At 67.1% G+C, this 26,996-nt stretch carries 29 protein-coding genes; 16 read left to right on the plus strand and 13 right to left on the minus strand.

The genetic code is table 11. From position 1 onward, the window contains the following. Positions 1-49 precede the first annotated feature (49 nt). The 3 genes from IV112_RS11370 to IV112_RS11380 all read right to left on the minus strand — a co-directional run bounded on the left by IV112_RS11370 (position 50) and on the right by IV112_RS11380 (position 2,469). Complete coding sequence (locus tag IV112_RS11370; RefSeq protein WP_304003615.1) at positions 50-1,213, minus strand: methyl-accepting chemotaxis protein; 1,164 nt, start codon at positions 1,211-1,213, stop codon at positions 50-52. A 161-nt stretch (positions 1,214-1,374) separates the two neighbouring features. Beyond that, complete coding sequence (locus IV112_RS11375; protein WP_304003616.1) at positions 1,375-2,073, minus strand: Bax inhibitor-1/YccA family protein; 699 nt, start codon at positions 2,071-2,073, stop codon at positions 1,375-1,377. A 57-nt stretch (positions 2,074-2,130) separates the two neighbouring features. Next, positions 2,131-2,469 (minus strand): HPF/RaiA family ribosome-associated protein, encoded by a 339-nt coding sequence (locus IV112_RS11380; RefSeq protein WP_304003618.1) that lies wholly within the window; start codon positions 2,467-2,469, stop codon positions 2,131-2,133. A 109-nt stretch (positions 2,470-2,578) separates the two neighbouring features. Between IV112_RS11380 and IV112_RS11385 the strand changes: the two genes are divergently transcribed. Next, positions 2,579-3,451 (plus strand): LysR family transcriptional regulator, encoded by an 873-nt coding sequence (locus IV112_RS11385; protein WP_304003619.1) that lies wholly within the window; start codon positions 2,579-2,581, stop codon positions 3,449-3,451. Between the two features lie 17 nt (positions 3,452-3,468). Here the strand turns inward: IV112_RS11385 and IV112_RS11390 are convergent, their stop codons facing one another. The 4 genes from IV112_RS11390 to IV112_RS11405 form a co-directional block, all read right to left on the minus strand. Next, on the minus strand, positions 3,469-4,317 hold the full coding sequence (locus tag IV112_RS11390; protein WP_304003620.1) for a DUF429 domain-containing protein: 849 nt from the start codon (positions 4,315-4,317) through the stop codon (positions 3,469-3,471). A 34-nt stretch (positions 4,318-4,351) separates the two neighbouring features. After that, entirely contained in the window at positions 4,352-5,011 is a 660-nt protein-coding gene (locus tag IV112_RS11395; RefSeq protein WP_304003621.1) for a PEP-CTERM sorting domain-containing protein, read from the minus strand. Positions 5,012-5,208: 197 nt separating this feature from the next. Next, a complete protein-coding gene (locus tag IV112_RS11400) occupies positions 5,209-5,859 on the minus strand; it encodes a lamin tail domain-containing protein (protein WP_304003622.1) in 651 nt (216 codons plus the stop codon). Positions 5,860-5,893: 34 nt separating this feature from the next. Next, positions 5,894-6,808, minus strand: a complete 915-nt coding sequence (locus IV112_RS11405; RefSeq protein ID WP_304003623.1) for an SdiA-regulated domain-containing protein — start codon at positions 6,806-6,808, stop codon at positions 5,894-5,896. Positions 6,809-6,995: 187 nt separating this feature from the next. Between IV112_RS11405 and IV112_RS11410 the strand changes: the two genes are divergently transcribed. Beyond that, complete coding sequence (locus IV112_RS11410) at positions 6,996-7,442, plus strand: MEKHLA domain-containing protein (RefSeq protein ID WP_304003624.1); 447 nt, start codon at positions 6,996-6,998, stop codon at positions 7,440-7,442. After that, complete coding sequence (locus tag IV112_RS11415; protein WP_304003625.1) at positions 7,439-8,650, plus strand: M20 aminoacylase family protein; 1,212 nt, start codon at positions 7,439-7,441, stop codon at positions 8,648-8,650. Before IV112_RS11410 ends, IV112_RS11415 begins: the two co-directional genes overlap by 4 nt. Positions 8,651-8,764: 114 nt before the next feature. Here IV112_RS11415 and IV112_RS11420 read toward each other — a convergent pair whose 3' ends face one another. Continuing rightward, positions 8,765-10,390 (minus strand): hypothetical protein, encoded by a 1,626-nt coding sequence (locus tag IV112_RS11420; protein ID WP_304003626.1) that lies wholly within the window; start codon positions 10,388-10,390, stop codon positions 8,765-8,767. 134 nt (positions 10,391-10,524) lie between these two features. On the opposite strand from IV112_RS11420, the gene IV112_RS11425 reads away from it, so the two are divergent. After that, entirely contained in the window at positions 10,525-11,001 is a 477-nt protein-coding gene (locus IV112_RS11425; RefSeq protein WP_304003627.1) for a cyclic nucleotide-binding domain-containing protein, read from the plus strand. Beyond that, positions 10,998-12,119 carry an AI-2E family transporter gene (locus IV112_RS11430; RefSeq protein WP_304003628.1) on the plus strand — a complete coding sequence of 374 codons (1,122 nt, stop codon included), beginning with the start codon at positions 10,998-11,000 and terminating at the stop codon, positions 12,117-12,119. Before IV112_RS11425 ends, IV112_RS11430 begins: the two co-directional genes overlap by 4 nt. Positions 12,120-12,124: 5 nt before the next feature. Here IV112_RS11430 and IV112_RS11435 read toward each other — a convergent pair whose 3' ends face one another. Then, on the minus strand, positions 12,125-12,517 hold the full coding sequence (locus tag IV112_RS11435) for a group II truncated hemoglobin (RefSeq protein ID WP_019918310.1): 393 nt from the start codon (positions 12,515-12,517) through the stop codon (positions 12,125-12,127). A gap of 157 nt (positions 12,518-12,674) precedes the next feature. Here IV112_RS11435 and IV112_RS11440 point away from each other — a divergent pair, with 157 nt between their 5' ends. Continuing rightward, on the plus strand, positions 12,675-13,445 hold the full coding sequence (locus IV112_RS11440; RefSeq protein ID WP_304003629.1) for a SapC family protein: 771 nt from the start codon (positions 12,675-12,677) through the stop codon (positions 13,443-13,445). On the opposite strand, the gene IV112_RS11445 is transcribed toward IV112_RS11440, so the two are convergent. Both IV112_RS11445 and ompR read right to left on the minus strand, forming a co-directional pair. Then, entirely contained in the window at positions 13,442-14,857 is a 1,416-nt protein-coding gene (locus tag IV112_RS11445; RefSeq protein ID WP_304003631.1) for an ATP-binding protein, read from the minus strand. The two genes, IV112_RS11440 and IV112_RS11445, sit on opposite strands and share 4 nt — an antisense overlap. A gap of 27 nt (positions 14,858-14,884) precedes the next feature. After that, positions 14,885-15,613 (minus strand): osmolarity response regulator transcription factor OmpR, encoded by a 729-nt coding sequence (gene ompR, locus IV112_RS11450; RefSeq protein WP_019918306.1) that lies wholly within the window; start codon positions 15,611-15,613, stop codon positions 14,885-14,887. Between the two features lie 179 nt (positions 15,614-15,792). Here ompR and IV112_RS11455 point away from each other — a divergent pair, with 179 nt between their 5' ends. The 3 genes from IV112_RS11455 to IV112_RS11465 all read left to right on the plus strand — a co-directional run bounded on the left by IV112_RS11455 (position 15,793) and on the right by IV112_RS11465 (position 17,619). Then, positions 15,793-16,077 (plus strand): hypothetical protein, encoded by a 285-nt coding sequence (locus tag IV112_RS11455; protein ID WP_304003632.1) that lies wholly within the window; start codon positions 15,793-15,795, stop codon positions 16,075-16,077. 87 nt (positions 16,078-16,164) lie between these two features. Next, the gene (locus tag IV112_RS11460; protein ID WP_304003633.1) at positions 16,165-16,434 is read left to right on the plus strand and encodes a hypothetical protein; all 270 of its coding nucleotides are present in this window, start codon (positions 16,165-16,167) and stop codon (positions 16,432-16,434) included. A 147-nt stretch (positions 16,435-16,581) separates the two neighbouring features. Then, complete coding sequence (locus IV112_RS11465) at positions 16,582-17,619, plus strand: DUF1501 domain-containing protein (protein WP_304003634.1); 1,038 nt, start codon at positions 16,582-16,584, stop codon at positions 17,617-17,619. A gap of 7 nt (positions 17,620-17,626) precedes the next feature. Here the strand turns inward: IV112_RS11465 and IV112_RS11470 are convergent, their stop codons facing one another. After that, entirely contained in the window at positions 17,627-19,195 is a 1,569-nt protein-coding gene (locus IV112_RS11470; RefSeq protein ID WP_304003635.1) for a response regulator, read from the minus strand. A gap of 135 nt (positions 19,196-19,330) precedes the next feature. On the opposite strand from IV112_RS11470, the gene tsaB reads away from it, so the two are divergent. From tsaB to IV112_RS11490, 4 genes are read left to right on the plus strand one after another with little or no spacing between them, the layout of a single operon-like run. Beyond that, on the plus strand, positions 19,331-20,026 hold the full coding sequence (gene tsaB, locus IV112_RS11475; RefSeq protein ID WP_304003637.1) for a tRNA (adenosine(37)-N6)-threonylcarbamoyltransferase complex dimerization subunit type 1 TsaB: 696 nt from the start codon (positions 19,331-19,333) through the stop codon (positions 20,024-20,026). Further along, positions 20,026-20,514 carry a ribosomal protein S18-alanine N-acetyltransferase gene (rimI, locus tag IV112_RS11480; protein ID WP_304003689.1) on the plus strand — a complete coding sequence of 163 codons (489 nt, stop codon included), beginning with the start codon at positions 20,026-20,028 and terminating at the stop codon, positions 20,512-20,514. Before tsaB ends, rimI begins: the two co-directional genes overlap by 1 nt. Positions 20,515-20,524: 10 nt before the next feature. After that, the gene (locus tag IV112_RS11485) at positions 20,525-21,301 is read left to right on the plus strand and encodes a uracil-DNA glycosylase (RefSeq protein WP_304003638.1); all 777 of its coding nucleotides are present in this window, start codon (positions 20,525-20,527) and stop codon (positions 21,299-21,301) included. Between the two features lie 56 nt (positions 21,302-21,357). Next, the gene (locus IV112_RS11490) at positions 21,358-21,909 is read left to right on the plus strand and encodes a glycine zipper domain-containing protein (protein WP_304003639.1); all 552 of its coding nucleotides are present in this window, start codon (positions 21,358-21,360) and stop codon (positions 21,907-21,909) included. A 74-nt stretch (positions 21,910-21,983) separates the two neighbouring features. Here IV112_RS11490 and lplT read toward each other — a convergent pair whose 3' ends face one another. Further along, positions 21,984-23,249, minus strand: coding sequence for a lysophospholipid transporter LplT (gene lplT / locus IV112_RS11495; protein ID WP_304003640.1), 1,266 nt, complete (start codon positions 23,247-23,249; stop codon positions 21,984-21,986). A gap of 247 nt (positions 23,250-23,496) precedes the next feature. On the opposite strand from lplT, the gene IV112_RS11500 reads away from it, so the two are divergent. The 3 genes from IV112_RS11500 to radA are packed head-to-tail and all read left to right on the plus strand — an operon-like array spanning position 23,497 to position 26,970. Next, positions 23,497-24,396: a LysR family transcriptional regulator gene (locus tag IV112_RS11500; RefSeq protein WP_304003641.1), complete on the plus strand. Its 900-nt coding sequence runs from the start codon at positions 23,497-23,499 to the stop codon at positions 24,394-24,396. 46 nt (positions 24,397-24,442) lie between these two features. Further along, complete coding sequence (gene alr, locus IV112_RS11505) at positions 24,443-25,603, plus strand: alanine racemase (protein ID WP_304003642.1); 1,161 nt, start codon at positions 24,443-24,445, stop codon at positions 25,601-25,603. A gap of 5 nt (positions 25,604-25,608) precedes the next feature. Then, positions 25,609-26,970, plus strand: a complete 1,362-nt coding sequence (gene radA / locus IV112_RS11510) for a DNA repair protein RadA (RefSeq protein WP_304003643.1) — start codon at positions 25,609-25,611, stop codon at positions 26,968-26,970. The last annotated feature ends 26 nt before the right edge of the window (positions 26,971-26,996 follow it).

Below are 26,996 nucleotides of genomic sequence, written 5' to 3' on the forward strand. Positions count from 1 at the left end.
GATTTGCCGACGGGTGCAGGCGACGCCGTCCGCGGGGTGGCGGAGGTGATCAGGTCTTGAAGGCCTGCACCGCGGCTTGCAGTGTCTGTGCCGCGCTGGCCACTTCATTGCCCTGCCGGGCGGTTTCCTGCGCACCGTGCGCGCTCTCTTCCGACAGCGCGAACAGTACGTCGTTGTTGCGCACGATCTCGCTCACCGCCGCGTTCTGCACGCTGAGGCTGCTGCTGATCGTGGTCGACTTGCCAGACAGTTCGAGCAGACGCTGCAGGATGTCGTCGAACTCGCTGACCGCGGCCGCCGTGTTCTGCGTGGCGCCATTCACTTCCTCGCTCGAACTGCGGACCAGGGCAATCGTCTGTTCGGCGTCGTCGCGGATGCGCACCACCAGCTGGCTGATGTCGTTGGCCGACGCCTGGCTGCGCTGCGCGAGCTTGCGCACCTCGTCGGCCACCACCGCGAAGCCGCGCCCCTGTTCGCCGGCACGGGCGGCCTCGATGGCGGCGTTCAGCGCCAGCAGGTTGGTCTGATCGGACAGTTCCTTGATCAGTTCGTTGATGCGGTTGATCGCACGCGAGTCCTCGACCAACTGCTCGATCACGGTGAGCGAGCTGGCCATCTTGTCGGAGGCGGCATGTACGCTGGTCAGCGATGCCTGCAGCGTCGTCTTGCCCGCCTGCGATGCTTCGCCGGCGCTGCGCGCCAGTTCGCTGGCCTCGTGCGACAGCGACTCGACCTCGCGGATGTTGCCGCTCATCTGTTCGATCGCGCTGCCGACGGCGCGGATCGAATCGAGCTGGCGGGTACCGTTCTCGCGCGCGGCGCCGGAGAAGGTGGACAGGTCCACCGCGGCACTGGTCAGCGTGCCCGACAGCCCTTGCACGCGCTCGACCAGCTGCTTCACCGCCTTGCGGGCCGCGTTGTACTCGTAGCACAGCCAGGCGAAATCGTCCTTGCCATCGAGGCTCAGCTTGCAGTCCAGGTGGCCCTTCGCCAGCGCATTGAGGCCGCCGACGATCACTTCGGCGCGCAGGCCGTAGAAGCGGCCGATCATCGCACCGGTCACCGCGCCGCCGATCAGCAGCACCAGCGAAGCACCGATCTGCAGCGGCCAGTTCTCCCAGCCGGAGGCGACGTTCAGCACGACGCAGCAGACCAGCGCCGACGAGGCACCGAACAGTGCAAAGGCCTTGCGCACACTCAGATTCTTCAACATGGCTCCTCCGGCGGGCGTATGTGTTGTGTGTTGCCCGGGCGCCGCAGCTACCCGTCCTGCAGGGTAACGGGTGCATTTCCCTGTTTCTTGAGCCGGCACGGCCGCGTTGCGGGACGAAAAAAAGTCCGCGGGCGGACAACCGGGATCGCACCGGAGGAGTGTCAGTCGTTGCTGCTGCCCATGAAGCCGAACAACTGCAGCAGCGAAGTAAAGAGGTTGAAGATGGACACGAACAGGCCGGTGGTGGCCATCACGTAGTTCGTCTCACCTCCACGCACGATGCGCTGCGTTTCGAAGGCGATCATGCCGGCCATCAGCAGCACCACGGCGGCGGACACGGTCAGCGACAGGGCAGGGATCTGGAAGAACATGGCGCCCAGACCCGCCAGGATCGCCACCACCATGCCGATGAACAGGAAGCTGCCCATGCCCGACAGGTCGCGCTTCGTCACCGTTGCCCAGCCGGACATCGCGAGGAAGACGCCAGCGGTGGCGCCGAGCGCCAGCGTGATGGTCTGGCTGCCGCCGGGCAGGCTCATCACCGCGTTCAGCAGCGGGCCGATGGTGTAGCCCATGAAGCCGGTCAGCGCGAAGGTGAGCAGAACCCCTGCGCCGCTGTCGCGGAACTTGTTGACTGCGAACAGCAGGCCGAAATAGCCGGCCAGCGTCAGCAGAATGCCCGGTGCCGGCCAGCGCGCCGCCATGGCAACGTAGGCGACGAGTGCGCTGAACGCCAGGTTCAGGCCAAGCAGCATGTAGGTATTGCGCAGCACCTTGCGACCGGCGCCGTCGATGACGACTGCGTCGGCGACCTCGGCGCGCAGGCCGAGCGGGGTGGTACGGGGATATCGATGTTCCATGTCTGTATTACTCCATTCGTTGAAAGCGTTGAGACGGATGCGCCCGATCGTGCGGGCTCATTCGGTCTGGAAATTCAGTGTCCGGGCGGATGAGTGCTGCCGCGCGCGGCGCACCGTGCGCAGCAGGCGCTGCGCGGCGCGGGCGAGTGCGGCGTCGAGCGCACCGCGCCAGTCGCGCGACCGTGCGCTGACCACCACCGGTTCGCTGCCGATCATCTGCAGTTCGACGCGCACCTCCTTGTCGACGCCACCACGTGGACCATTGGTGTCGTCGAGCCTCACCTTCGCTCTCGGCACGCGCCAGGCGAGTCGCCGCAGCACGAAGCGCAGCCGGTTCTCGGCCACGCTGCGCAGGGCACTGACTTCCGGATTCCGTGATTCGACGATGACTTCCATGGCGGACCTCCTGTGTGGGATGGAAGCGCCACCTTACGCGCGTATGCGTTTCCTAAAAATAGATGTTTGTAGTAGCTTTACTTCGTAAATTACGAAGTCAAAGGCATCCATGCTGAACTACCGCCACCTCTATTACTTCTGGGTCGCCACCAAGGAGGGCGGCATCGCCCGCGCAGCCGAGCGGCTGGACATGGCGGTGCAGACGGTGAGCACACAGATCCGCGAACTGGAGCGCGCGCTCGGTCACGCGCTGTTCAAGCCGTCCGGCCGCACGGTCGAGCTGACCCCGGCCGGCAGCGCGGCGCTGCGTCTGGCGGAACAGATCTTCCAGCTCGGCGAGCAGCTGCCGCTGGCCGTGCGCGAAGCGGCCCAGGCGCAGGGCGTGCGGCTGTCGGTGGGCATTTCCGACGGCCTGCCGAAACCGGCTGCGCGCCATCTGCTGGCGCCGGCCACCGATACGCCGGGTCTGCACCTGATCTGCGTCGAGGGCAATTTCGACGAATTGCTCGCCGATCTGGCCCTGCACAGGCTCGACGTGGTTCTGGCCGACCGACCGGCGCCGGTCAATCCGAATCTGCGGGTCTACAGTCACGCGGTCGGCGACGCGGCGCTCGCCTGGTATGCGCCGGCCACGCTCGCCGCTCAGGCTGGCGAGGGTTTCCCGGCCTGTCTGGACCGCCTGCCGCTTCTGCTGCCGACGCGCGACTCGGCGGTACGCGCGCGCATCGACGACTGGTTCGAGCGCAAGGGGCTGCATCCGCGCATCGTCGGCGAATTCGAGGACAGCGCGCTGCTCGCCACCTTCGGCGAAAGCGGCCTCGGGGCCTTTCCGGCGACCGAGTGGTCACACGAGGAGTTCACGCACCACCGCCAGTTGCAGCTGCTTGGCCGCTGTACCGAAGTGGTCGAGCACTTCTACGCGATCTCCGCCGAACGACGTGTGCAGCATCCGCTGGTGCAGAAGCTGCTCGCCGGCCATTGACGGCTCGACGCGCCGTGTCAGTGCGTCGTGACGGCGACCCGTTCGGGCGCGGTGACGCCGACGATCCAGCCCTCGACCGGATCGATGTGCAGCGGCAGGCCGTAGCCGGCGTCGCGCCGCATCCACGCCCACGCAGCCTGCACCAGACAGAGCACGCAATCCAGCGTGTCGCCGGTACCGTCGGTGGTCATCGCTTCGAGCAGCGGTGCATCGTCACAGCAGAGCGGCACGCCCAGCGGATGCTGACCACGTAGCAGCGCTTCGGTCAGGAGCATCCGGTTGGCCAGACGCTCGCGTGTCTGGCCGGCGGCGTTTTCGCTTTTGTACGAGCCGGCGACGATGCTGCGCGCCAGCCAGCCTGGATAGGCTTCCAGTGCGATGCGACGGGCGTCGCCACCGTGCATGCCCGGGATGTGTACGCCGGCGTCGAGCAGCCGGCGCGCGCCCTCCTGGAACATCCATCCGACCGGTGGATTGACGAATTTGAGGGGGCTGTGCGACGCGGCAGGACGGTCGGTCACGCGGTGCGGATACTTCTGGCCTGCCGGGCGCTGCGCACGTTCGGCGTCGGCCAGGTTCTTGAATTCGCTGCGCGAAAGCGCCGCGACGGCCCGCACCATGCCGGCCCAGTCGGTCGGCCAGCCGTGCTCGAGCACCGATTCCCGCGGCAGGCCGAAAGGAAAGTCGAAAGCCCCGAGCCAGGGGCCCGGGCGACTCAGGAACGCCTCGAATCCGTCCCAAGACGGAAAACGCTCGATGCCCTCGAGGACCAGCCCGCGATCCGCCACCACCGTGCCGCGGGCAACGGTGATCGGCTTGCGGGCCGAGGGCGACGACGTGAAATCGATGCCGTACAGCGTGCTCATGGGCGCAGCATACGCCCGAAGGGCGAAATTCTGGCTATCGGCGGTCAGCGTCCATGTTGCGCCGCAGCGCGACGACCCCCAGGCCTGCAGCCAGCAGCAGGGCGGCCGTCGGTTCGGGTACGGTGCTTGCGATCGACAGAGGAGGCACGCGACTGCCGCCCGAATTCTGGCTGATGGCGACCGATGCGTCGCCGTCCCCGCCCAGCTGCAGGGAGCCCCCCTGATGAGACACGCCGGGGTCCGGCAGGCTGCCGCCGACGGACAGCGTCAGCGTTCCGCCACTCGCTCCATTGAGCGGAAGCGCGGGCAGCGGCCCACTTACGGTCGATGGTGCTGGCTGGGTTGGTGAAGCGGATTGCGGCACCGCGGCGCCGATGTAGAGGGCGCCGCCTGACCGCAGTGTCGAATCGGAGTCGATGTCGATCTGCGGCGCGACGAGCACGAGTTCGGGGGCTTCCAGGGTAGAGCGCAGCAGCGTCAGGCTGCCGGATGCCTCCAGCACGAGTTTGATCGGGTCCGCGACGACGGCGTCGCTGAGGGAAAGGTTGCCGGCACACGACAGGTGGCCGAAGGTGGCGGACAAGCTGCTCAGCTCGCCGCTGCAGGATACGTTTCCCGCGATGGACGTGGCGTGTGCGACCGGACTGAGCAGAATTACGCCCGTCAGCAAGGCAGAGGCAAACGGCGTGCGCATCGGATGAGCTCCTCGGAACGTCTGTCGGCAGGCGACGGTGTGTGTGCCGTCATCTTTACGCACATGTCCTGTATTCTGCCATCGTCCGAAGGGACGACCGATGCATATCGGGTGGCGTTTCCGACCGGCTCCCCGTTTCCCAAGTGGCCGGTGAGCCACGCAGCCCGACGGGTCTGCGTGGCATCGAGTGCTGCCGATCAGCCGCGGCGGCGGGCGGCGAAGCCGATCATGCCCAGGCCGGCCAGCAGCAGGGCGTAGGTTTCGGGCTCCGGCACTGCGGCGGCGAAGGCGGTGACGCCCGGGCTGGCCACGGCACCGCTGAGCGACACGTAGGAACCTTCGGCGTCGCCGACCGACGACAGCACCCACTGCGTTGCGTCGTTCGCGCCGAGCGCGGCTTCGGACGAGGCGCGGCCGCTGACGCCCTGGGTGCGCGGGCCACCGGCGGCGCTGTTGTCACCGTAGGTCAGGCGGTCGACCAGCGAACCCGAGGCGTCGAACAGGTTCAGCTCGTCGGCGCGGCCGATGTTGTTGGTGTAGCCGCCCAGCACCTTGACGCCAGCGCCGAGGTTCCAGTCGAGGCGGAAGGTGTCGGCATCGATTTCGGTGATGACCACCGATTCGCCGGCGCCGACCAGACCGAAGCCGCTCAGGTCGAACACGCCCGGCAGGCGGCTGTCGTCGTCATAGCTCCAGCCGGTGAAGTCGATGGCGCTGCTGCCCAGATTGGTGAATTCGATGAACTCGCCGCTGCCACCCGAGTACATCCACTCGGTGATGCGGACGTCGGCATGGGCCAGTTGTGGTGCAAGACCTGCAGCGATCAGCAGTGCGATGAGCTTGTTCATGTTGTGTTCTCCGTAGCGGGGTGTATCGAGGGGATCAGACGGGCATGCGGCGGCGTGCGAATGCGCCGACCAGCCCCAGGCCGGCCAGCATCAGCGCAGCGACTTCGGGTTCCGGCACCGGCGGGGTGGGCGCCAGCACGTACAGACGCGGCGTTTCGCCGACGATGTAGATGACGCCATTGCCGTCGATGGTGACGCCTTCGGCATCGCTAGCGATGGCCGAGAAGTCGAAGCTGCTCAGGATCTGACCGCTGCGGCTCACTTCCATCAGGCGCGGCGTTTCCTGGCTGAACACCAGCAGGTTGTCCTGGTCGGTCGTGCCCCGCAGCGACTGCAACGTGCTCAGCACCTGCACGCCGGACAGGTCCAGCGTGCCGAAGATCTGGGCGAACGGGTTGGCCGGCGGCACCAGTTCGGTGACCGCTGCGGAACCGTTCGCGAAGTCGAGGGCCGCGTCATAAACGGCCTGCGGCACTTTCTCCTTCACCAGCACGAAGCGGCCGCTCAGCGGATCGTAGGAAATGTCTTCCAGACCGATGTTGCCGACGGTGGGACCGACCGACACGGAAGGCAGGTTGTTGCGGCCGACCGCGCCGCCGGCCTGGTAGCTGAACAGGTAGACGTCCTGCAGGCGTTCCTCGACGACGGCGAACTGGCCGTTCCCGACATAGGTGAGACCTTCGGTGTCGTCGAAACCGAACAGGTTCATCGAACTGATGAGCTGGCCCTGCTTGTTCACCTCGACCACATAGTCGCCTTCGTCGCCGACGACGAACAGCGTGTAGCTGTCCCAGTTCCACGTGACGGCCGAGGCTTCGGAGGCGCGTGTCGCGGGCAGGTCGTAGGTGGCGACCAGGCTGTAATTCGCGAGATCGAGGCTGGCGATCTGCGCCTGCACCGGGGCGGCGAAGGCGAGGGCCAGCGCGGCTGCGCCCAATGTGAATTTCATGTTGCGGCTCCGTGAAGGTCGTGTCAGCCGCAACCATGCGTGGCGCGCGTTGCGCGCGCATGACGAACGATAGTCCGTCCGGACTACGCACACCGAAGGCTGCCGAACGGGGTGTCGTCCTCCGGGAGGCACCGGCCGCGTGGCGGAACCAGCCCGGCTCGTCGGCGAGCGATGGTATCTTTGGGCCATGAGCGCACCGCCTGACGACACCTTCCTGCGCGAGCACAGCGCATTGCTGGCCGACAGCTTTCACCGCGTGACCGGACAACTGCTGCCGTCGGATCCGCACACGCTGTATCACGCGCCGTTCGCGCTGGTGTCGCACGGCACGGAGGCCGACCCGGTGTTCAACTACGCCAATGCGTACGCGCAGCAACTGTTCGGCTACGACTGGGCCACCTTCGTCACGCTGCCTTCGCGTCTGTCGGCGCGCGTGCCTGAGCGCGACGAACGTGCGCGCCTGCTCGATCTGGTGACACGACAGGGATATATCGCCGACTACTGCGGCATCCGCGTGCGCAGCGATGGCACGCTGTTCCGCATCAGTCGTGCGACGGTGTGGAACGTGATCGACGCCGACGGCGTGCTGCGCGGTCAGGCGGCGATGTTTTCCGATATCGAGGAATTGCAATGAGCAGCACGCACCCGCTGATCGAGGCGCTGGACGCGCGTGTCGCCCGCTGGACACAGACGCGGCGCGACCTGCACGCCCATCCGGAACTGGCCTTCGAAGAGAATCGCACCGCCGACGTGGTGGCCCGCACCTTGCGCGCGGCCGGCATCGAAGTGCATGAAGGCATCGGCCGTACCGGGGTGGTCGGCGTGCTGCGCAACGGCTCGGGCCGCGGCGCGATCGGCCTGCGCGCCGACATGGACGCGCTGCCGATGACCGAGCAGAACACCTTCGCTCATCGCTCGACGCATCCGGGGCGCATGCACGGCTGTGGCCACGACGGGCATACCGCGATGCTGCTGGCGGCGGCCGAATATCTGGCCGAGACGCGGGGCTTCGACGGCACCGTGTACTTCATCTTCCAGCCGGCGGAGGAGGGCATGGGCGGCGCGCCGGCGATGATCGCCGACGGGTTGTTCGAGCGCTTTCCGATGCAGGCGGTGTTCGGTCTGCACAACTGGCCTGGCCTGCCGGTCGGCCAGATGGCCGTGCATACCGGGCCGGCGATGGCCTGCAGCGATTCGATCGACATCACGATAGACGGGCGCGGCGCGCACGCGGCGATGCCGCACCTGGGCGCCGACCCGGTGCTCGCCGGCGCGGCCATCGTGCAGTCGCTGCAGTCCATCGTGTCGCGCAATGTGCCACCGGTCGAATGCGGCGTCGTCAGCATCACGCAGTTCAATGCCGGCGAGGCCTACAACGTGATCCCGCAGTCGGCGACGCTGCGCGGCACGGCGCGCGCCTTCACGCCGGAAGTGCGCGACCAGCTGGAAGCCGGCATCGCGCGCGTGGTGCAGGGCGTGGCGTCCGCGCACGGCGTCACCGCCTCGGCGACCTACCGTCGGGGTTACCCGCCGACCATCAACAGCGAGAGCGAAGCCGCCTTCTGCGCGACGGTCGCGCGGGAAGTGTTCGGCGACGGCAGTGTGCATACGAACTACCCGCCCAGCATGGGTGCCGAGGACTTCGCCTACATGCTGCAGGAGAAGCCCGGCTGCTACGTTTGGCTGGGTAACGGCGGCGGACCGGACGCGGCGTCCGACCCGGCGCACGCCGAGGGCGGCGGCTGCATGCTGCACAACCCGCGCTACGACTTCAACGACCGCATCATTCCGCTGGGCGTCGCCTACTGGACGCGGCTGGTCGAGCGCTGGCTGGAAGGCTGACGCCGGGAGCCCTGTGGGAGGCGGTCTTCTGACCGCGACTGGGCGATCGGTTGGCCGCCGGCTTCGATTCTGGTCAGATTCGCGAGCGAGCGAGACATCGGCTCCGCCCGCAGATCAGGCACTGCGCAAACCAAGCCAGCGTGCAACCAGGATGGCACTCACCGGCATCAGCACGGCAATGCCGACCACGGTCAGCAGCAAGGGCGTCAGGTCGCCGTAGTTGGCGGCGGTCACCACGGCGCCGGTGGCCGGGTCCTTCACTTCGCGCGACAGCACGTAGATCTGGTTCAGGTATTTGGTGCCGAGCTGGCTGGCCGACAGCGCCAGATTGGTGAAGGAGGCCATCACCGCGAAGAAGGTCGCCTTCAGATGGGCCGGCGCCGAATTGGCGATCCAGGCCAGCATCGGAATCATCGAAATCTGCCCCAGCGGCGATTCCAGCGCGGTATCGATCACCGCGATGAAGCGCGCGTCGACCACGCCGCCGGTCATGCGAGCGGTCCATTCGTGCAGGCCCAGGCTCATGCCCAGCGTCGGCATCGACAGGATGAAACCTGCCGCGGTAAGCCAGCCGACCACATAGGTGATCGAGCGCTCGGCCATGAAGCGGCGGAACATGAACATGCCGATCAGCGTCAGCGTCGAGCCGATCAGCGACAGCACCGAAAAGAAGGCCTGATCGAAGCCGAGCACGTCTATGGTCCACCACGACACGCCGGGGCCGGTGCCGGGCGTGGCGCGGAACATGAAGATGACCAGCGCGGTGCCGATCAGCGTATTGCGCGCACTGGCGTCCAGCTCGCGGGTGAGCCGGGTCATCAGGAAGGCGATGATGGTGAAGGAGCCTAGAAAGATGATTTCCTGGTTCCACTTCAGGTCGGACAGACCCATGCCCAGCGTGAACACGACGAACACCAGACTGCCGCCGAGGATCCACCAGTTCGGATCGGTGTGGCTGTCGGGGTCGCGCAGCAGCGCGGCGGCCTCGGCGCGCGACAGCCCGCGCGCCATGTGGGCCGCGATGGCGCCGCGCTTGAGCCAGGCGGCGAAAGCGACGCCGGCGACGGAAATGGCGGGAATGGTCAGTGCCATCAGGTAGACGTCGCGGTAGATCAGTACCTTCTGCGCTTCCGGCAGCTTCTCGGTGCCGGCGAACACGTAAAGATTGATCAGCGCCACCAGCACGCTGCCGCCGATGATGGCCACACGGCCCAGCGTCTGCATCGTGGTGTGCATCAGCTTCAGTCGGGCGGGCGGCACCGGCGCGCCGTTTTCGTCGACGTGCGGTACGGCTTCCACCGTCATCGCATCGGCCACCGCGTCCTGCAGCACGTAGCCGATCGGGCTCAGCAGCGCACTGATGACGAACCAGGTATTGACCGGCAGTACCGCCGCCATCGCCTCGCGCTCGGCGATCAGGCCGGCCATGATGAGCAGGCTGGCGGCGATCAGGCCGGCGCCGAGGTAGATGAGCAGGCTCTTGAAGCGCCACAGCAGATCGACCAGATGGCCCATCGGCATCTTCAGCGCCCACGGAATGCCGACCCAGAAACCCAGCATGGCCAGGAATTCGGCCGACAGTCCGAGGTAGTCCTTGACGAAGAAGGTGCCGACGATGCCGGTCAGGCCCTGGATGCCGGCCGCCATGTAGACCATCAGTGGCGGCAGGTAGGAAAGGCGCATCTCGCGCCCGAGGGACAGGATGTTCAGATCGATCCAGCGCAGCAGTCGGGATGTCATGGTCTGTTCTTGTTGTGGCGATCGCGCCTGTGACCGGCAAGGATAGGGGGAATTCCGTGTGCCGTGGCGAAAGCGCCGGCGGAAAGCCGGTATGCTTGCGAGCTGACCGCCCACCTACCCTACGGAGCCCAGAAGTGCGTCTTTTCGGCCGCGACGACGACCGCGCAGCGCTGCAGCCGCTGCGCCAGATCAAGCTCTTTTCGTCGCTGACTGCGCGCGAGCTGAAGGTGGTGCAGGCGCTGCGGCACGAACGTCAGTATCTGGCCGGCGAAATCGTGTTCGACGAGGGCGACGAGGGGCAGGCGATCTATGCCGTGGTCGAGGGCGAGGTCGAAATCCTGCGCGCCGACGGCAACCGCCAGCAGCGGCTGGCGCTGCTCGGCAGCGGCGAGGTGTTCGGCGAACTGGCGCTGCTCGATCAGGCGCCGCGGGCGGCGCAGGCGAGGGCGCACAGCGACTGCCGGCTGGTGGTGTTCTTCCGCGCCGACTTCATGAGCCTGCTGGAAACCCATCCCAAGATTGCCTCCAAGATCGCCTTGGCGCTGGCACGCCATCTGGGCGGCCGGCTGCGTCAGGCCAATGCCGGCGCCCGCCAGGAAGGACATCTGTGAGGCGGCTGCAGCCCTCGGGCGCCGGACCCGTGGCGTGGTGCGGCATCCTGCTGGCCACCACGCTGGCGCTCTATCTTTTCCAGCACGTGCTGTGGCTGGTGCTGCCCTTCCTGTTCGGGCTGATCGCCTACTACTTTCTCTACCCGCCGATGCAGCGGCTGATGTTCGCCGGCTTTTCGCAGGCGGCGGCGGCCAACATCACGGTCGGCGTGTTCGCACTGCTGCTGGTCGTCTGTTTCGTGCTGGTGCTGCCCTGGTTTGCCGCGCACGCGGTCAGCGTGCAGGACACCGGGCAGCGCTATCTGCAGGGCGGGCTGGCCTTGCTCGACGACACGCTGCGCGCGCTCGAAGCCCGTTCGCGCTTCATGCGCGACGCGCACGTGGCGGATGCAGTGTCGTCGCACATTGCCGCGGCGGGGGAGGGCTTCGCCCAGGAACGCCTGCCGGCGCTGATGCTGGGCGTCGCCGCCTGGCTACCGTCCTTCCTGCTGGCGCCTTTCCTCGCCTACTTCTTCCTGCGCGACGGCCGGCGCTTCCAGCGTTTCCTTGCACGTGCGGTGCCGAACGCCTTCTTCGAGCGCACGCTTCACCTGCTGTATGAGGTCGACCGCACCACGCGTGCCTACTTCCAGGGGCTGATCAAGCTCACCGTGCTCGACGCCGCCTGTCTGGCCGCCGGCCTGTGGCTGATCGGGCTGTCGTCGCCGTTGATGCTGGGGCTGATCACCGCAGTACTCGCCTGGGTGCCTTACGTCGGCTCGATACTGGGGTGTGCGGTGGTGGTGATGGTGGCGGCGACCGACTTCCCCGGTTCGCCGTCGGTCGCCTACGCGGCGGTCGGGCTGTTCGTCTGTGTCCGTCTGCTCGACGATTTCGTGTTCATGCCGCTGACCATAGGCCGCAGCCTGAAGATGCATCCGCTGGTGACGGTGCTGATGATTTTCGTCGGTGGCGCGGTCGCTGGCGTCGCCGGTCTGCTGCTGGTGCTGCCGGTGCTGGGCGTCGTGATGGTGATCGGCGAAACGGTCAGCATCGTCGCCGCCGACCCGCGACTTCACGCACGGCACGCACACGCGCGCCGATTGCGCCTGCAGTCGGTCACGCGCGACCTGGGCTGACGATATCAGCCCTCGCGATTGCGCATGTGGTCGGCGAGATCCTCGATGGCACTCAGCAACTGGGCGTTGGCTTCGTCCGGCGGCAGCACTTCGTCCATCGCCATGCGCATGCACATGAGCCACTGGTCGCGCTCGGCCTCGCCGATGGTGAAAGGCAGGTGTCGGGCGCGCAGGCGCGGGTGACCGTAGGCTTGCACGAACAGCTGCGGGCCGCCGAGCCAGCCCGACAGATACATGAACAGTTTCTGGTTGGAGCCGGACAGGTCGGCCGGATGCAGCTTGCGGATGCCGTAGGCCTCCGGCAGCGTGTCCATCAGCTCGTAGAAGCGGTCAACCAGGCGGCGTATGGTCGGCTCGCCGCCGATGTGTTCGTAGAAGGTGGTGGCAGTCTGGGTCATGGCGTGGTGATTCTGCGTCGAGGCGTGATTTTATCGCGTTGCGGGACAGCTACATCGCGTGGATGGCGGTCGTTTTTCGCAGGGACGTCATCGCTGCAGGCATAGAATCGCGGCGCTGCGCGTCGCTTACATGACCCGAGCCGAACCGAGGACTGCCATGAAAACCCTGCTTTTCTACGACAACGTGGTCGTGCTGAACCGCGACACCCACCGCGACCTGCGCCTGAAGCCGCAGGACAACCTGAAGTTCGCGGCGGAAACCAATTGCGTGCCGCTGGCCCTGGTCGAGTTCGGCGACGTCGCCCGCGAATACCCCATCGTGTTCGCCCGCCTGCCCGGCGGCTTGGTGCCGGTCGCGCTGCTCGGCCTGCGCGACGCCGAAAACCTCTATGTCACGCCGGAAGGCAAATGGGACGCGCGCTATGTGCCGGCCTTCGTGCGCCGCTACCCCTTCGTCGCGGTGCAGGACAACAACGCGCCGGACAAGCTGCTGGTGTGCATGGACGACAAGTTTCCCGGCTTCAACACGGAAGAGGGCGAGCGCCTGTTCGACGAGAACGGTGCCGAAACCGACTTCCTGAAGAATGCGCTCGCCTTCGTGCAGGGTTATCAGAACGAGGCGCAGCGTACCGCCGAGTTTTGCCGCGAGGTCGAGCAGCTCGGCCTGCTCAACGAAATGAGCGCGATGGCGGAGCTCAACGACGGTCGCAAGTTCCGCTTGGACGGTCTGTGGGTGATCGACGAAGCCAAGCTGCAGGCGCTGTCTGCGGCGGCAGCCGTCGATCTGTTCCGTCGCGGCTGGATGGGCCTGGTCTATGCGCAACTGCTGTCGCTCGGCCACCTGCGCATCCTGCTCGACCGCACCGCGGCGCGCAGCGCGGCCGACGTGCCGGTGACCGCCGAGGCGGCAGAAGCGACGAAGCACTAACTTTTCGCGGTCGCCGCGTTTGCCGTCACCGGCAGGGTCAGGCGGGCGATCAGCCCGCCGCCCTCGCGCGGCAGCAGGTCGAAGCGCCCGCCGTGCGCGCGCATCGTGCGCTCGACGATGGCCAGGCCGAGCCCGGCGCCGCTCTGGCCGGTGCGCGAATTGTCGAGCCGGGTGAATGGGCGCTTCAGCCGCTCGACCTGCTCCGGCGGAATACCCGGACCGCGGTCGCTCACGTCTATCCTGACCTCGTTGCCATCCAGACTGCAGTTCAGCTCTATCGGCTGGTCTTCGCCGGCGTGGCGCAGCGCATTGTCGATCAGGTTGTTCAGGCAGCGGCGGATCGCCAGCGGGCGAAAGCGCATTGCCGGCAGCGGATCGATGTGGCCGGTACTGACCGGCTTGTCGTGGCGCGCGTAGGCTTGCGCCGCTTCCAGCACCAGACTGGCCAGATCGCCGTCTATCGGCTCTTCGCCGGTGGTGATGCGCGCGAAATCGAGGAACTGGCCGATGATCTTGTCCATGTCGTCGATGTCGGCGCTCATGTCGCGCACCGTTTCGGGGTCCAGTCCGGCCAGTTCCATGTCGAGCCGCAGACGGGTCAGCGGCGTGCGCAGATCGTGTGAGATGCCGGCCAGGATCAGCGCGCGCTCGTCCTCGTTGCGGGCGATGTCGTCCGCCATCTGGTTGAAGGCGTGCGCCACTTCGGCCAGTTCCTCGGCGCCGCATTCGGCCAGCGGGGCAGGGCGCTCGCCGCGCCCGATGGCCCGTGCGGCGCGCTTCATCGCCGCCAGCGGCCGCGTCACCCGCTGCACGATCAGATAGGCGCCACCGAGCGCCAGCAGCAGGGCAGCCGTGCCCCAGCCGATCACCTCCAGCGCCAGCGGGCGCTCGATGCGGTTGCGCGGCAGCATGAGCCAGTAGTCGTCCACGCCTTCTTCGTCGGCAATGCTGAAGCTGACGAACAGCCCGCTCTGCAGGCCCTTGGTGACGACGATGCGCGTGCGCGGGTCGAGCCGCTTGCGCAGTTCCTGTTCGATGGCGAGCAGCGTGCTGTCGCCCTTGACCGGCTGAAAGCCTGGAATGTCGCCGTCGGGATAGATGCGCAGGCCCTCGCGCATCGACAGTTCGGTGAGCAGTTCGAGCCGGCGCTGCGGATCGGCGCTGACCAGCGAAGCGCGGGTCAGGTTGATCACGCTGATGACGATCTGGGCCGCCTGCTGGGCGCGCGGCCCCTGTTCGAGCCAGCTGTAGATGCCGGACCAGGCCAGCACCGACGCGGTGAGCAGGCCGGCCAGCAGCAGGAAGGTGCGCGCGAGCAGCGAACGCGGCAGCAGCGTGAAGCGGCGCAGCGGACGACTCAGATTCTGCCCGGTCCAGCGCGTCAGGCTGCCGCGCCGACGTGCCCGCTTCACCACTTCGGCGCGTGCCCGGGACGGGCGTCAGCCATGACGGGTGCCGTCAGGCACGAACACGTAACCGAAGCCCCATACCGTCTGCAGATAGCGTGGCTTGGCCGGATCGTCCTCGACCAGCTTGCGCAGACGCGACATCTGCACGTCGATCGAGCGGTCGAAGGCGTCGTATTCGCGGCCCCGCGCCAGTTCCATCAGCTTGTCGCGCGACAGCGGCACGCGCGGCGATTCGAGCAGCACGCGCAGCAGCGAGAACTCACCGGTGGTCAGCACCTGCTCCTGCCCGTTGCGGGTGAGCGTACGTGCCGCCAGATTGACCTCGACCTGGCCGAAGCGCACCACGCGTTCGTCCAGGGTCGGCGCGCCCGGCGGCGGTTTCGGCGCCTGGCGGCGCAGTACCGCATTGATGCGGGCGACCAGTTCCCGCGGGTTGAAAGGCTTCGGCAGGTAGTCGTCGGCGCCCATTTCGAGACCGACGATGCGATCGACCTCGTCGCCCTTGGCGGTCAGCATGACCACCGGGATCGTGTTGTCCTGAGCCCGCAGTCGTCGGCAGATGGCCAAGCCGTCCTCGCCCGGCAGCATCAGGTCGAGCACCATCAGGTCGTACAGCTCGCGGGCCAGCGCGCGATCCATCTGCGTGCTGTCGGCCACCGCCTTGACGGTGAAACCCTGTTCGCCGAGGTAGCGTTCGAGCAGCGCGCGCAGGCGGGCGTCGTCATCGACGACAAGTATCTTGCGTTTTTTTTCTTCCATGGACCGATGCTACCCGAGCGCATCGGCGCAATTCAATTGCGCCGTGAGCGGATGTAACGCGGTTGCAGGGTGGTTACCCGCGCTTACAAAGCGCTGCCACCCCCTCACACAAGGCTTACAGCCGCTGCACAGCATGGAGCCCAAGGTAATCGACGCAAGGCTTCAGGGGGACAACGGGGGTGAGCAAACGCAGACTGATGGGCATGGCAGTGCTTTGCGCTGCACCGGCCTTCGTCATGGCAGCGGTTGTGCCGGCTGTACAGACGTCGTCGGAAGGGGTGGGGCCGGCCGTTCAGGCCGACGCGCCCGCGATCGACAGACCGGAGACGGCGGGCGGCAGTGTTGCGGATTCGCACCTGCTGCTGCAGTACGCGCTACACCGCTCCAGTCGCTACCTCTACAATCCGGGCGACGGCGCACAGTTGGCTGGCGCGGCCGGCCTCCTGGAGACTGTTGAACACTAGCGATTTGAGGAGCGTAATCGGATGAAGTGTGCTGACCTTGCCGGCTCGCGACTGTACGGCATCCTTGCCGGGTCCTGTGTGGGTGCGGTGTTGTTCGCATCGGCACCGGCATTGGCAGGCCCCGGTGAAGCGGGCGGGCGTCGGGATTTCGTCGAGCCGCAGCGCTTCGAGCGCGTGATTCCGGCCGGGGCGACGTTGCAGCCGATGCGCCGTTTCGACGAGGAAGCCAGCCCGGTCCGGCGTCTCGACTTCGGTGACCAGCGCGGAAACCGGATGACGCCTGAAGAACGTCGTCAGTTGCGACGCGACATCCGCGATGCGGCCCGCGAGCTCTATCGCGACGCACCTCGGCCGTGACCGGCTTCGGCCTCCCGCTTCGCTTTTTCCAGTTTCGCCCGTTGTCCGCTACAGCAGTTTTCGGCCCACACCTCCTCTTCGTGGGTTGCCGCGCAGCGGCATTGCGACCTGCCCCCAGGGGCAGGTCTTTTGTTTTCGGGAGCCTGAATGGACCGTAGGCATTTTCTGCTGACCGCCGGAAGCGCGTCGCTGGCGCTGGCCAGCGAACTTCGCGCAAGCGAACCTGCGCCCGCTCCACGACTGCTGTTCCTGATCGACCTGGCCGGCGGCAATGACGCGCTGAATACGCTGGCACCGCACACCGACCTCGCCTACTACCGCGCCCGTCCGACCATTGCACTCGACCGCCGCACGGTCATGCCGATCGCACCGGGTCAGGCCCTGCATCCGTCACTGCGTCCGTTGATGCCGCTGTGGGATGCCGGCGAGCTTGCGCTGGTGCAGGGGGTGGGCTGTACCGGCGGCAGCGTGTCGCATCACCGTGCCACCGAAATTCTCGACAGTGCCTTGCTCGAAGACGCGCCGCTGCAGACCGGCTGGCTGGCGCGCTGCCTGTCGCTGCACGACGGCATCCGCCACGCGGCGACGCAGGCCTTGACGGTGTCGTCCGACCTGCCGGGACCTGTACACGGCTTGCCGCGCTGCCGCCGACTGGCCGACGAGTATCCGGAGAATGTCGCCGGGCGCTTCGGCTTTCCGCAGGACGTGCTCGGATGCGCACTGGCGCAGGCCTGCGCCGAACTGCTGGCCGGCTCGGACGCTGCGGTGGTGCGGGTGGCGCTTGATGGCTTCGATACGCACGAGAACCAGCCTTCGGCCCACGCCCCTTTGCTGGCTTCGCTCGCCGCGTCGATGACGGCGCTGCGCAGCGCGCTGAGCGCGATGGGTCGCTGGCGCGATACGCTGGTCCTCACGCGCAGCGAGTTCGGACGACTGGCGCACGAAAATCTGAGCGCCGGCACCGACCATGGCAATGCCGGCATCCAGCTGCTCGCCGGCGGCCGCGTCGTCGGCGGGCTGCACGGCCGGACATTGAGCTTCGATGCGCTCGATGCTCGCGGCGCCTTCGTGCCGGCGGTCGACTTCCGATCGGTCTATGCATCGATCTCGCGTGACTGGCTCGGCGTCAGTCCGATTGCCGCCTTGGCAGCAACGCCGCCGCTACCGGGATTGCTGCACGTCTGAGGCGCGATCAGACGGCGCGGGCGGTCGGCTTGTGCCGGTCGTAGCCGTGCTTCTGCGCAACGCGGTTGTACTGGATGTGCGCGTCGATCACGCGGCGCTCGCGCGGGGCGAGTGTAAACACATCGATCAGGATGTTGCGCGCGTCCTCGGCCAAAGCGTCGTCCCAGTGCGGGTCGAGCTGCCTGATCAGTTCGGCCAGTCGAGCCAGTTCGGCGTCGACGTGGTCGAGGTCGGGGCCGGCCGCGCTTTCCTCGGCCAGATGTGCAGCGGCCGCCTGCGCGCGCTCGCGGGCCGAGCGCGCGTTCTGGCGTTTCAGGCGGTTCGATACCGTACCGCCGGCCGCTTCGATCTTGTCGACCAGACCGGCTGCGGCTTCCTCGTTGTTGGTGGCGAAACAGGCTTCGGCCAGTTCGCTGGTCGCCAGCATGTCCGGTTTGCTGAGGCGCGCGTGCGTCTGCAGCGCACGGTTGATCGCTTCGCGCGCGCCGCCCTCGTCGCCGCGCTGCGACAGCATGCGCGCCTCGACCACGTCCGACAGCACTGCCGCCGTTTCGCTGCCGCCGAGCAGACCGCGCATCGTTTCGAAGCGGGCATTCAGTTCCTCAGCCGCGTCGGGCAGTTCGATCAGGCTTTTGATCAGCGTCAGATGGTCCTCGGCGCTGGCCAGTGACGTTCCCTCGGTACGGTCGACCACGCGGCGCATCACGCTTGCCGCGCGCTCGACTTCACCGGACTCGAGACAGATCTCGCCGATGCTGCGAAGCCGGCGGAGATTGTCCGGCGCGATCGAGTCAGCGCGCTCGTAATAGGTGCGCGCCTGTTCGAGTTCGCCATTGCGTTCGTGCAGTTCGCCGAGGAAGTCGTACACGCCCATAAACTCGGGAAATTCCTCGTTGATCTCGGCAGCGTGGCGTGCGGCCTCCGCCACGTCGCCACGTTCGCGCAGCACCATCGCATAACCGATGCGCGCCCAGGGCACGGTGTTGCGGGCCATCACCGCCTTGTAGATCTCGGTGGCTTCGTCGAGGCGACCCAGGGCGATCAAGGCCTCGGCCCGGATGCGCAGCGCGTCCATCGAGTAGCGTGGCTGGCTGGCGAGCACCTTGTCGCACTCTTCTATCAGCGCTTCCAGATTGCGCGCCGCCATCTGTTCGTAGATCGACTTCAGCGCGTGCTTCTTTTCGACCGCCTTGACCAGGCGTTCGCCGAGCTGACCGGACGTGAAGGGCTTGAGCAGGTAGTCGTCGGGCGCGAATTCTGCGGCCGCAACGACGCGCTTGCGGACGCGCTCTCCGGTCACGATCATGAAGACCGAGGACAGCGGCAGGATGTCGTTCAGGCGCAGTTCTTCGAGCACCCGCAATCCGTCCTGCTTCTCACCGAAGTTGTAGTCACACAGCACGACGTCGGGCGTAGCTGCCGAGCATTGCCGCAGCAGGTCGGCCGAGCTGCCGGCCATGCCCACGTGCTTGACGCCCGCCTGCGACAGCTGCGTGCGCACCCAGGTACGCACGACCTGATTCGCGTCGGCGATGACCACGCGCATCTTGTCGAGGACTTCGGTCGGCAGGAACATGAGGTGTGACGGACTCCGGACTCTGGGGCACAGTCAGGTGTAACGGCGGTACCCGCGTCGAACTTGAAGTATCCGCCCGCGCCGCAGGCAACAGAAGCCCCTACAATTCGCCTTTGCCCCCGGTTGCTGCACTGCATGAAGCTGCTTGCTCTCGAAACGTCCGCTGAAATCGCCTCCGTCGCGCTGCGCCTCGATGACCGCATGTTGTCGCGGGAGGGCGGAACACCGGGCACGCACGCGCAGTTCATCCTCGGCTGGGTGGGCGAACTGCTGGACGAGGCGGGCCTGACACTGAACCAGCTCGATGCGATCGCATTCAGCGCCGGCCCGGGCAGTTTCACCGGCCTGCGGCTGGCCGTGTCGGTGGCGCAGGGACTGGCGCTCGGCGCCGGGCTGCCGCTGGTGCCGGTGCCGACGCTCGATGCGCTCGCGCTGGGACGTGGCGACGGGCTGCATCTGTGTTGCGTCGATGCGCGCATGAGCGAGGTCTATAGCGTGGCCTGCGAGGTGCGGGGCGGGCAGGTCGAGGCGCGCACCGACATCCGGGTCGGACCGCCCGACAGCCTGCCGCCACCGCCGGACGGCCCGGCGCACTGGAACGGTTGCGGCAGCGGTTTCGCACTGGCACCGCTTGCTCAACTGGCGTGGACGACGGATCTCGCCTCGATCGATGCCACCGCCGCGGTGCATGCGCGCGATATCGCCCGGCTCGGGGCGATCCGGTTGGCCGCGGGGCTGTCCGTCGATGCAGCGCTGGCGGCGCCGCTGTATGTGCGCGACAAGGTGGCCCAGACCACGGCCGAACGACTGGCCGCGGGAGGCCGCGCTTGATGGCGGCGGCGGGCGTCAGCTTCGGCACGGTTACTTCGTTCGCGCCGATGCGCGACGAAGACCTCGACGAGGTGGCACGCATCGAGCGCACGCTGTTCGATTTCCCGTGGACGCGCGTCAATTTCGCCGACTCCCTGAGTGCCGGTTACTGCTGCCGCGTCATGTGGCAGGGGCGCTCGATGGCAGGCTACGCGGTCATGATGTGCGTGCTCGACGAGGCCCATCTGCTGAATCTCAGCGTGGCACGCGAATATCAGTGCCACGGGCTCGGTCGGCGACTGCTCGCTCACCTTGGCCGCGAGGCGATGAGCCATGGTGCGGCACGCATGTTTCTCGAAGTCAGGCCGTCCAACGTGGCCGCGCGCGCGTTGTACGAGCGCACCGGCTTTCAGCCGATAGGGCGGCGCCCACGCTATTACCCGGCGCTGGACGGTCGCGAGGACGCCATCGTGATGAGCGCAGAACTGGACGACACATGGATGCAATGAGGTCACCGCGATGAGCCGCCGCGATTCGATACTGCGCGAAATGGGCATCGCACCGCTGTGGCGCGATCGCGCTTCGCCGTCGCCGCAGCTGACCACGGTGGAGGCACTGCCGAACGCACAGGCACCGGTCGAGGCACAGCCGCCGGCCGCTCCGGTGCGCGTCGACGCTGCCCCTGCGCGACCTGTCGCGCCCGTGGTGACGCCGGTCGCTGAGCCATCCACTACCGTGTCGGCCGAGGGCCTGGGTTGGGACGAACTGGAACAGCGCATTCGCGCCTGCCAGGCCTGCCGCCTGAGCGAGCGTCGCACGCAGGCGGTGCCCGGCGTGGGCGACCGCGAAGCCGACTGGCTGTTCGTCGGCGAGGGGCCGGGCGCGGAAGAGGACGCGCGCGGCGAGCCCTTCGTCGGCCAGGCCGGCAAGCTGCTCGATGCGATGCTGGCCTCACTCGGGCTGGCGCGCGGCCACAAGGTCTACATCGCCAACGCGGTGAAATGCCGGCCGCCAGGCAATCGCACACCCGAGGCGGACGAGATCGCGACCTGTCACCCCTATCTGGATCGCCAGATCGAACTGATCCGGCCGCGCATCATCGTCGCGCTCGGCCGGCCTGCCGCACAGACGCTGCTCGGCGGCGAGATCAAGATTGCCGCTGCGCGTGGCCGTCTGTTCCAGCGCAAGGGCGTTCCGGTGGTGGTGACCTACCATCCCGCCTATCTGCTGCGTAACCCGCAGGACAAGGCGCGGGCCTGGGAAGATCTGTGCTTCGCGCGTGCCAGCGTCGTCTGACAGCGTCGGTATCAGGCCGGCGCTAGCATCGCGCCACTTTCATCCGGAGTCCCCACGTGTCCACCCTCAGAAACTTCGCGATCGCCCTCAGTCTGACCGCGTTTGCAGCGCCGATTCTTGCCCAGCCGCCGGCCCATGCGCCGGCGCACGGCTGGCGCAAGAAGAACGATCCGCACTACGTCGGCTATACCGGCTACAAGTGGAACGACGACTACGGAATCCGCTCCGGCCGTTGCAACCGCGAAGCGGTCGGCGCGGCACTTGGCGGGACGGTGGGTGGTCTGGTCGGCTCGGCGGTATCGGACCGCGACAGCCGCCTTGTTGCCATCGTGCTCGGCACCACGATAGGCGCGCTGATCGGTGCCCGCATCGGCCGTGACCTCGACGAGGCGGACCGCGCCTGCATCGGTCACGCACTCGAACTGGCCGACAATGGCAAGCCGGTGCGCTGGCTGTCGGAAGGCGTCAGTTACACGCTGACGCCGGGCAAGGCAAGTGGGGAGGGCTGTCGCAGCTACACGCTGCGCGGCGAGGCGAACGGTCGCAGCGATACGTCGAAAGGGACGGCCTGTCGTCGTGACGACGGTGCCTGGGTGCCGCGCGGCTAGGGTCAGCTGACATTGAATCGCGCGCCCGGCGATTCAATGGCAACAGACCCTAGACTGCGATCCGACGGCGCCGGTCAGTGGATTGCGCCGTCGTCCAGCTGCGCGACGTCGTCGTGCCGGCGTTGATTGGCGTGGTGCCATTTGCGCACCGCGTACATGGTCGCCGCGACGAAAGCGCCGAACAGGATCATGACGATGTAGACCGACAGGCCGGCCGCCAGCAGCGCGGCGTAGAGCCCAGTCATGATCAGGATGGACAGGTTTTCGTTGAAGTTCTGCACGGCGATCGAATTGCCGGCACCCATCAGCATGTGGCCGCGGTGCTGCAGCAGCGCATTCATCGGCACCACGAAGAAACCTGCACAGGCGCCAATCAGCACCAGCAGCGGTACCGCCAGCCACAGATTGCTCACCAGCACCATCAGCGGCACCAGTACGCCCATCGCGATGCCGAGCGGAATCACCCGTACCGAGGCGCGCAGGGAAATGCGGCGCGCTGCCATCACCGCGCCGATGGCAATGCCCACCGCCACCACGCCCTGCAGCTTGGATGCCTGGGACAGACCCATGCCGAGTGCGCGGTCGGCCCAGTCGATCACGATGAACTGCAGCGTGGCGCCCGCTCCCCAGAACAGCGTGGTCACCGCCAGCGAAATCTGCCCCAGCTTGTCCCGCCACAGACCGGTGAAACAGCGGCTGAAGTCGCCGAGCAGTGCGACCGGGCTGGCGTGCAGCGGCTTCATCGGTACACCGGTGTCCGGAATGTAGAGGTTGAAGAATGCTGCAAGTGCGTACAGTCCGCCGACGATGATCAGACTGACCTCGACCGTGGTGTCCAGGCCGGTGTCGATCAGCGGCAGGTCGATGGCAAGCAGGCGCGCGCTCAGCGACGGATCGATCAGCAATCCGCCCATCAGCACGCCGAGGATGATGGCGCCGACCGTCAGGCCTTCGATCCAGCCGTTGGCGACGACCAGCAGACGGTGCGGCAGGTACTCGGTCAGGATGCCGTACTTGGCCGGCGAATAGGCGGCCGCGCCAAGACCGACGACGGCGTAGGCAAACAGCGGGTGCACCCAGCCAAACATCAGCGCGCAGCCGCCCACCTTGATCATGTTGCTGATGAACATGACCCGCCGCTTCGGCATCGAGTCGGCGAAGGCGCCGACGAAAGCGGCCAGCGCCACGTAGGAAATGGTGAAGAACAGCTTGAGCAGCGGAATCTGCCAGCCCGGCGCCTGCATGTCCTTCAGCAGATAGATGGCAACGACCAGCAGGGCATTGTCGGCGAGCGCGGAAAAGAACTGCGCCGCCATGATGATGTAGAAGCCGAAAGGCATCGAACGTCTGCAGCCGGATCAGGCCGCCGGCCGGGCGAAAAAAGTGCGCCTTTATACCATGAACCCCTTGACGCCCTTGCCGCCCCCGCGCTTCGTGTCACAAAGCGTATCCTGTCGCGCCGCAACACGATTTCGGCATCCGTAGCGCTGCTGTCGCATCGCGTCCACTGACGCATTTTGGTTTACCCGCCAACCCCCAACTTGGTCTATAACCACGAGGGCAGGCGTCACTTATATAGAGGGAAAAATGCCCGATAGAAGGCTGGAAGTCTTTCACGCAGCAGCGAGCCAGATGTCGTTCACGCGCGCGGCGGAACTGCTGCAGATGACCCAGCCTGCGGTCACTTTCCAGATCAAGCAGCTGGAGGAGCATTTCGGCACCCGGCTGTTCGAGCGCGCCCACGGCCGCGTGTCGCTGACGCCCGAAGGCGTCAAGGTGAAGGACTACGCCGACCGCATCCTCGACCTCTTCGCCAATCTCGAGAACGAACTGCAGGCGATGGCCACCGACTTGCGCGGCCACCTGCTGATCGGCGCCACGCCCACCGTCGCCGAATACCATCTGCCGCCGGTGCTGGCGGAATTCCGCATCGCCCATCCGAACGTGGTGCCGCGCCTGACCGTCGACAACCCTGATGTGATCGAGGACATGGTGGACCAGCGCGTGCTCGACATCGGCATCGTCGAAGGTCTCGGGCGCGGCGGCTCGCAGGTGATGGTCGAACCGTGTGCCGAGGACGAGCTGGTGGTCGTCTGTTCGCCCGACTTCCCGCTCGCCAAGCTGAAGGAAGTGACGCCCGAACACCTGCTGCTGCACCCCTGTGCCGGGCGCGACGCGGGCAGCGTACGTGCGCTGCTCGAGAACTACCTGTCGCGCGGCGGCGTCGATCCGGCCAAGCTGCCACTGGCGTTCGAGCTCGACCGCCTGTCCTCGGTCAAGGGCGTGCTCGAGCGCGGGCTGGCCTACGCCATCCTGTCGCAGGCCGCCATCCGCCACGAAACCAGTCTCGGACTGCTGGTGGCGGTGCCGCTGCGCCCGCGGCTGGTACGGCACATGACGCTGCTGTACCCGTCGGAACGCTTCCGTACATATATGGCGAAACAGTTCGGCGAGTTCGCGGCAACCCGGCTGTCGCAGCGCCGATAGTACAATCCGGGGCTTCGCAGCTCGCAGTTCCCTCCGAACGCCCCTCATGTCGCGCCCGCACTACACCGAACCCTTTCCGCTTTTCCGTCCCATCCACGCCTGCATCGATTTCGATGCGCTGCGCCACAACTACCTGCGCACGCGCGAGCTTGCCGGCGGCACCAAGATGTGGGCCGTGATCAAGGCCAACGCCTACGGTCACGGCATCATGCGCATCGCGCGCGGCCTGGCGACGCTGGCCGACGGCTTCGCGTTGCTCGACCTCGAGGACGCCGTCCGCCTGCGCGAGGCGGGCATTGCGCAGCCCATCCTGCTGCTCGAAGGTTTCTTCGGCGCCAAGGACCTGCCGGAAATCGCCGCGCGCAAGTTGTCCACCGTGGTGCACACGCTGGAACAACTCGACTGGCTCGAATCGGCGCAACTGCCGGCCGGCGCGCGCATTCCGCTCTTCCTCAAGGTGAACACCGGCATGAACCGGCTCGGCATTACGCCGGCCCAGGTGCCGGCCGCACTGGCGCGCCTGCGCGCATGGCCGCACGCGGGGCAGATCGGCCTGATGACCCATTTTGCCGACGCCGACGGCGAGCGCGGTGTCGATGCCCAGTTCGCGCGTTTCGCACCGCTGGCCGCCCAGTTCGACGGTCCGGTGTCGATGGCGAATTCGGCGGCCTTGCTGCGCTTCCCGCAGACGCACGCCGACTGGGTGCGCCCCGGCATCCTGCTGTACGGCGCCAGCCCGGCCACGGCCCACGCCACGGCAGCCGACATCGGCCTGAAGCCGGTCATGCGCTTCGAGGCGCGGGTCATCGCGGTGCAGCACCTGCAACCGGGTGACCGCGTCGGCTACGGCGGCATGTTCACCGCCGAGCGTTCGATGCGCGTCGGCACCGTGGCCTGCGGCTACGCCGACGGCTACCCGCGTCACGCGCCGAGCGGCACGCCGGTGGCGGTCGATGGTGTGCGCAGCCGGCTGGTCGGCCGGGTGTCGATGGACATGATCGCCGTCGACCTGACCGACATCCCGCAAGCCGGCCTCGGCAGCGTGGTCGAACTGTGGGGCGAGCATGTATCGCTGGACGAAGTCGCCCTGCGCGCGGGTACCGTCAATTATGAACTGGTGTGCGCGCTGGCCCTGCGCGTGCCGGCGGTTGAGATCGGTACGGCCGAACTGAACGAGCCGCAGCCGACCGTCGCGCTCGCCCGCTGACCTCGATGGCAAAGCCGAAAACCAGTTACGTCTGCAATGAATGCGGTGCGGTCAGCCCGAAGTGGGCCGGCCAGTGCGCCGACTGCAAAGCCTGGAATTCACTGGTCGAAACGGTGCCGGAGCAGGGCACCGGCGCGCACCGCTTCGCCTCGCTCGCCGGCACCGCGAAAGTACAGGCGCTGGCCGACATCCGGCCGCGCGAAGAGCCGCGCCTGCCCACGGGGCTGGACGAATTCGACCGTGTGCTGGGCGGGGGCCTGGTACCGGGCGGCGTGGTGCTGATCGGTGGCGACCCGGGCATCGGCAAATCAACGCTGCTGCTGCAGGCGCTGGCCCAGCTCGCGCCGCGTGTACCGGCGCTCTACGTGACCGGCGAGGAATCGGGCGAACAGGTGGCGCTGCGCGCGCAGCGGCTGGCGCTCGACCCGGCCGGCATGCAGCTGCTGGCCGAAATCAATCTGGAAAAGATCGGCGCCGCGCTGAACGATACGCGACCGCGCGTGGTGGTGATCGACTCGATCCAGACCGTCTATTCCGAACAGCTCACGTCGGCGCCCGGTTCGGTTGCCCAGGTGCGCGAATGCGCGGCCCAGCTCACGCGTGCGGCCAAACAGGCCGGGCACAGCCTCATCCTGGTCGGTCACGTGACCAAGGAAGGCACGCTGGCGGGGCCGCGCGTGCTCGAACACATCGTCGATACGGTGCTTTATTTCGAAGGCGAAACCGGATCGAGCTTCCGCCTGGTCCGCGCCTTCAAGAACCGCTACGGCGCGGTCAACGAACTGGGCGTTTTCGCGATGACCGAGCGCGGGCTGCGCGGCGTATCGAATCCGTCGGCGCTGTTCCTGTCGCAGCACGCGCAGCCGGTGCCCGGTTCCTGCGTACTGGTGACGCAGGAAGGCACACGACCGCTGCTGGTCGAAATACAGGCGCTGGTCGATAGTGCGCACGGCAATCCGCGCCGGCTCACCGTCGGTCTCGACAGCGCACGCCTGGCCATGCTGCTGGCGGTGCTGCACCGGCACGCAGGTGTCACCTGCGCCGACCAGGACGTGTTCGTCAACGCGGTGGGTGGCGTCAAGATCGGCGAACCGGCGGGCGATCTGGCCGTGCTGCTGGCCATCGTGTCGTCGCTGAAGAACCGGCCGCTGCCAGCCAAACTGATCGCCTTCGGCGAAGTGGGCCTTGCCGGCGAAATCCGGCCCGCGCCGCGCGGTCAGGAACGCCTTCGCGAAGCGGCCAAGCTCGGCTTCACGCATGCGCTCATCCCGCGCGCCAACGCACCGAAACAGGCGATCGAAGGGCTGACCGTCATACCCGTGGAGCGGCTGGAAGAGGCATTCGCGCGGCTGAGAGAGCTGGATTAGCGCGGTTTATGGAAGCGCTCTGCTGA

It is taken from the genome of Methyloversatilis discipulorum (assembly GCF_018780585.1).
Lineage (GTDB): Bacteria > Pseudomonadota > Gammaproteobacteria > Burkholderiales > Rhodocyclaceae > Methyloversatilis > Methyloversatilis discipulorum_B.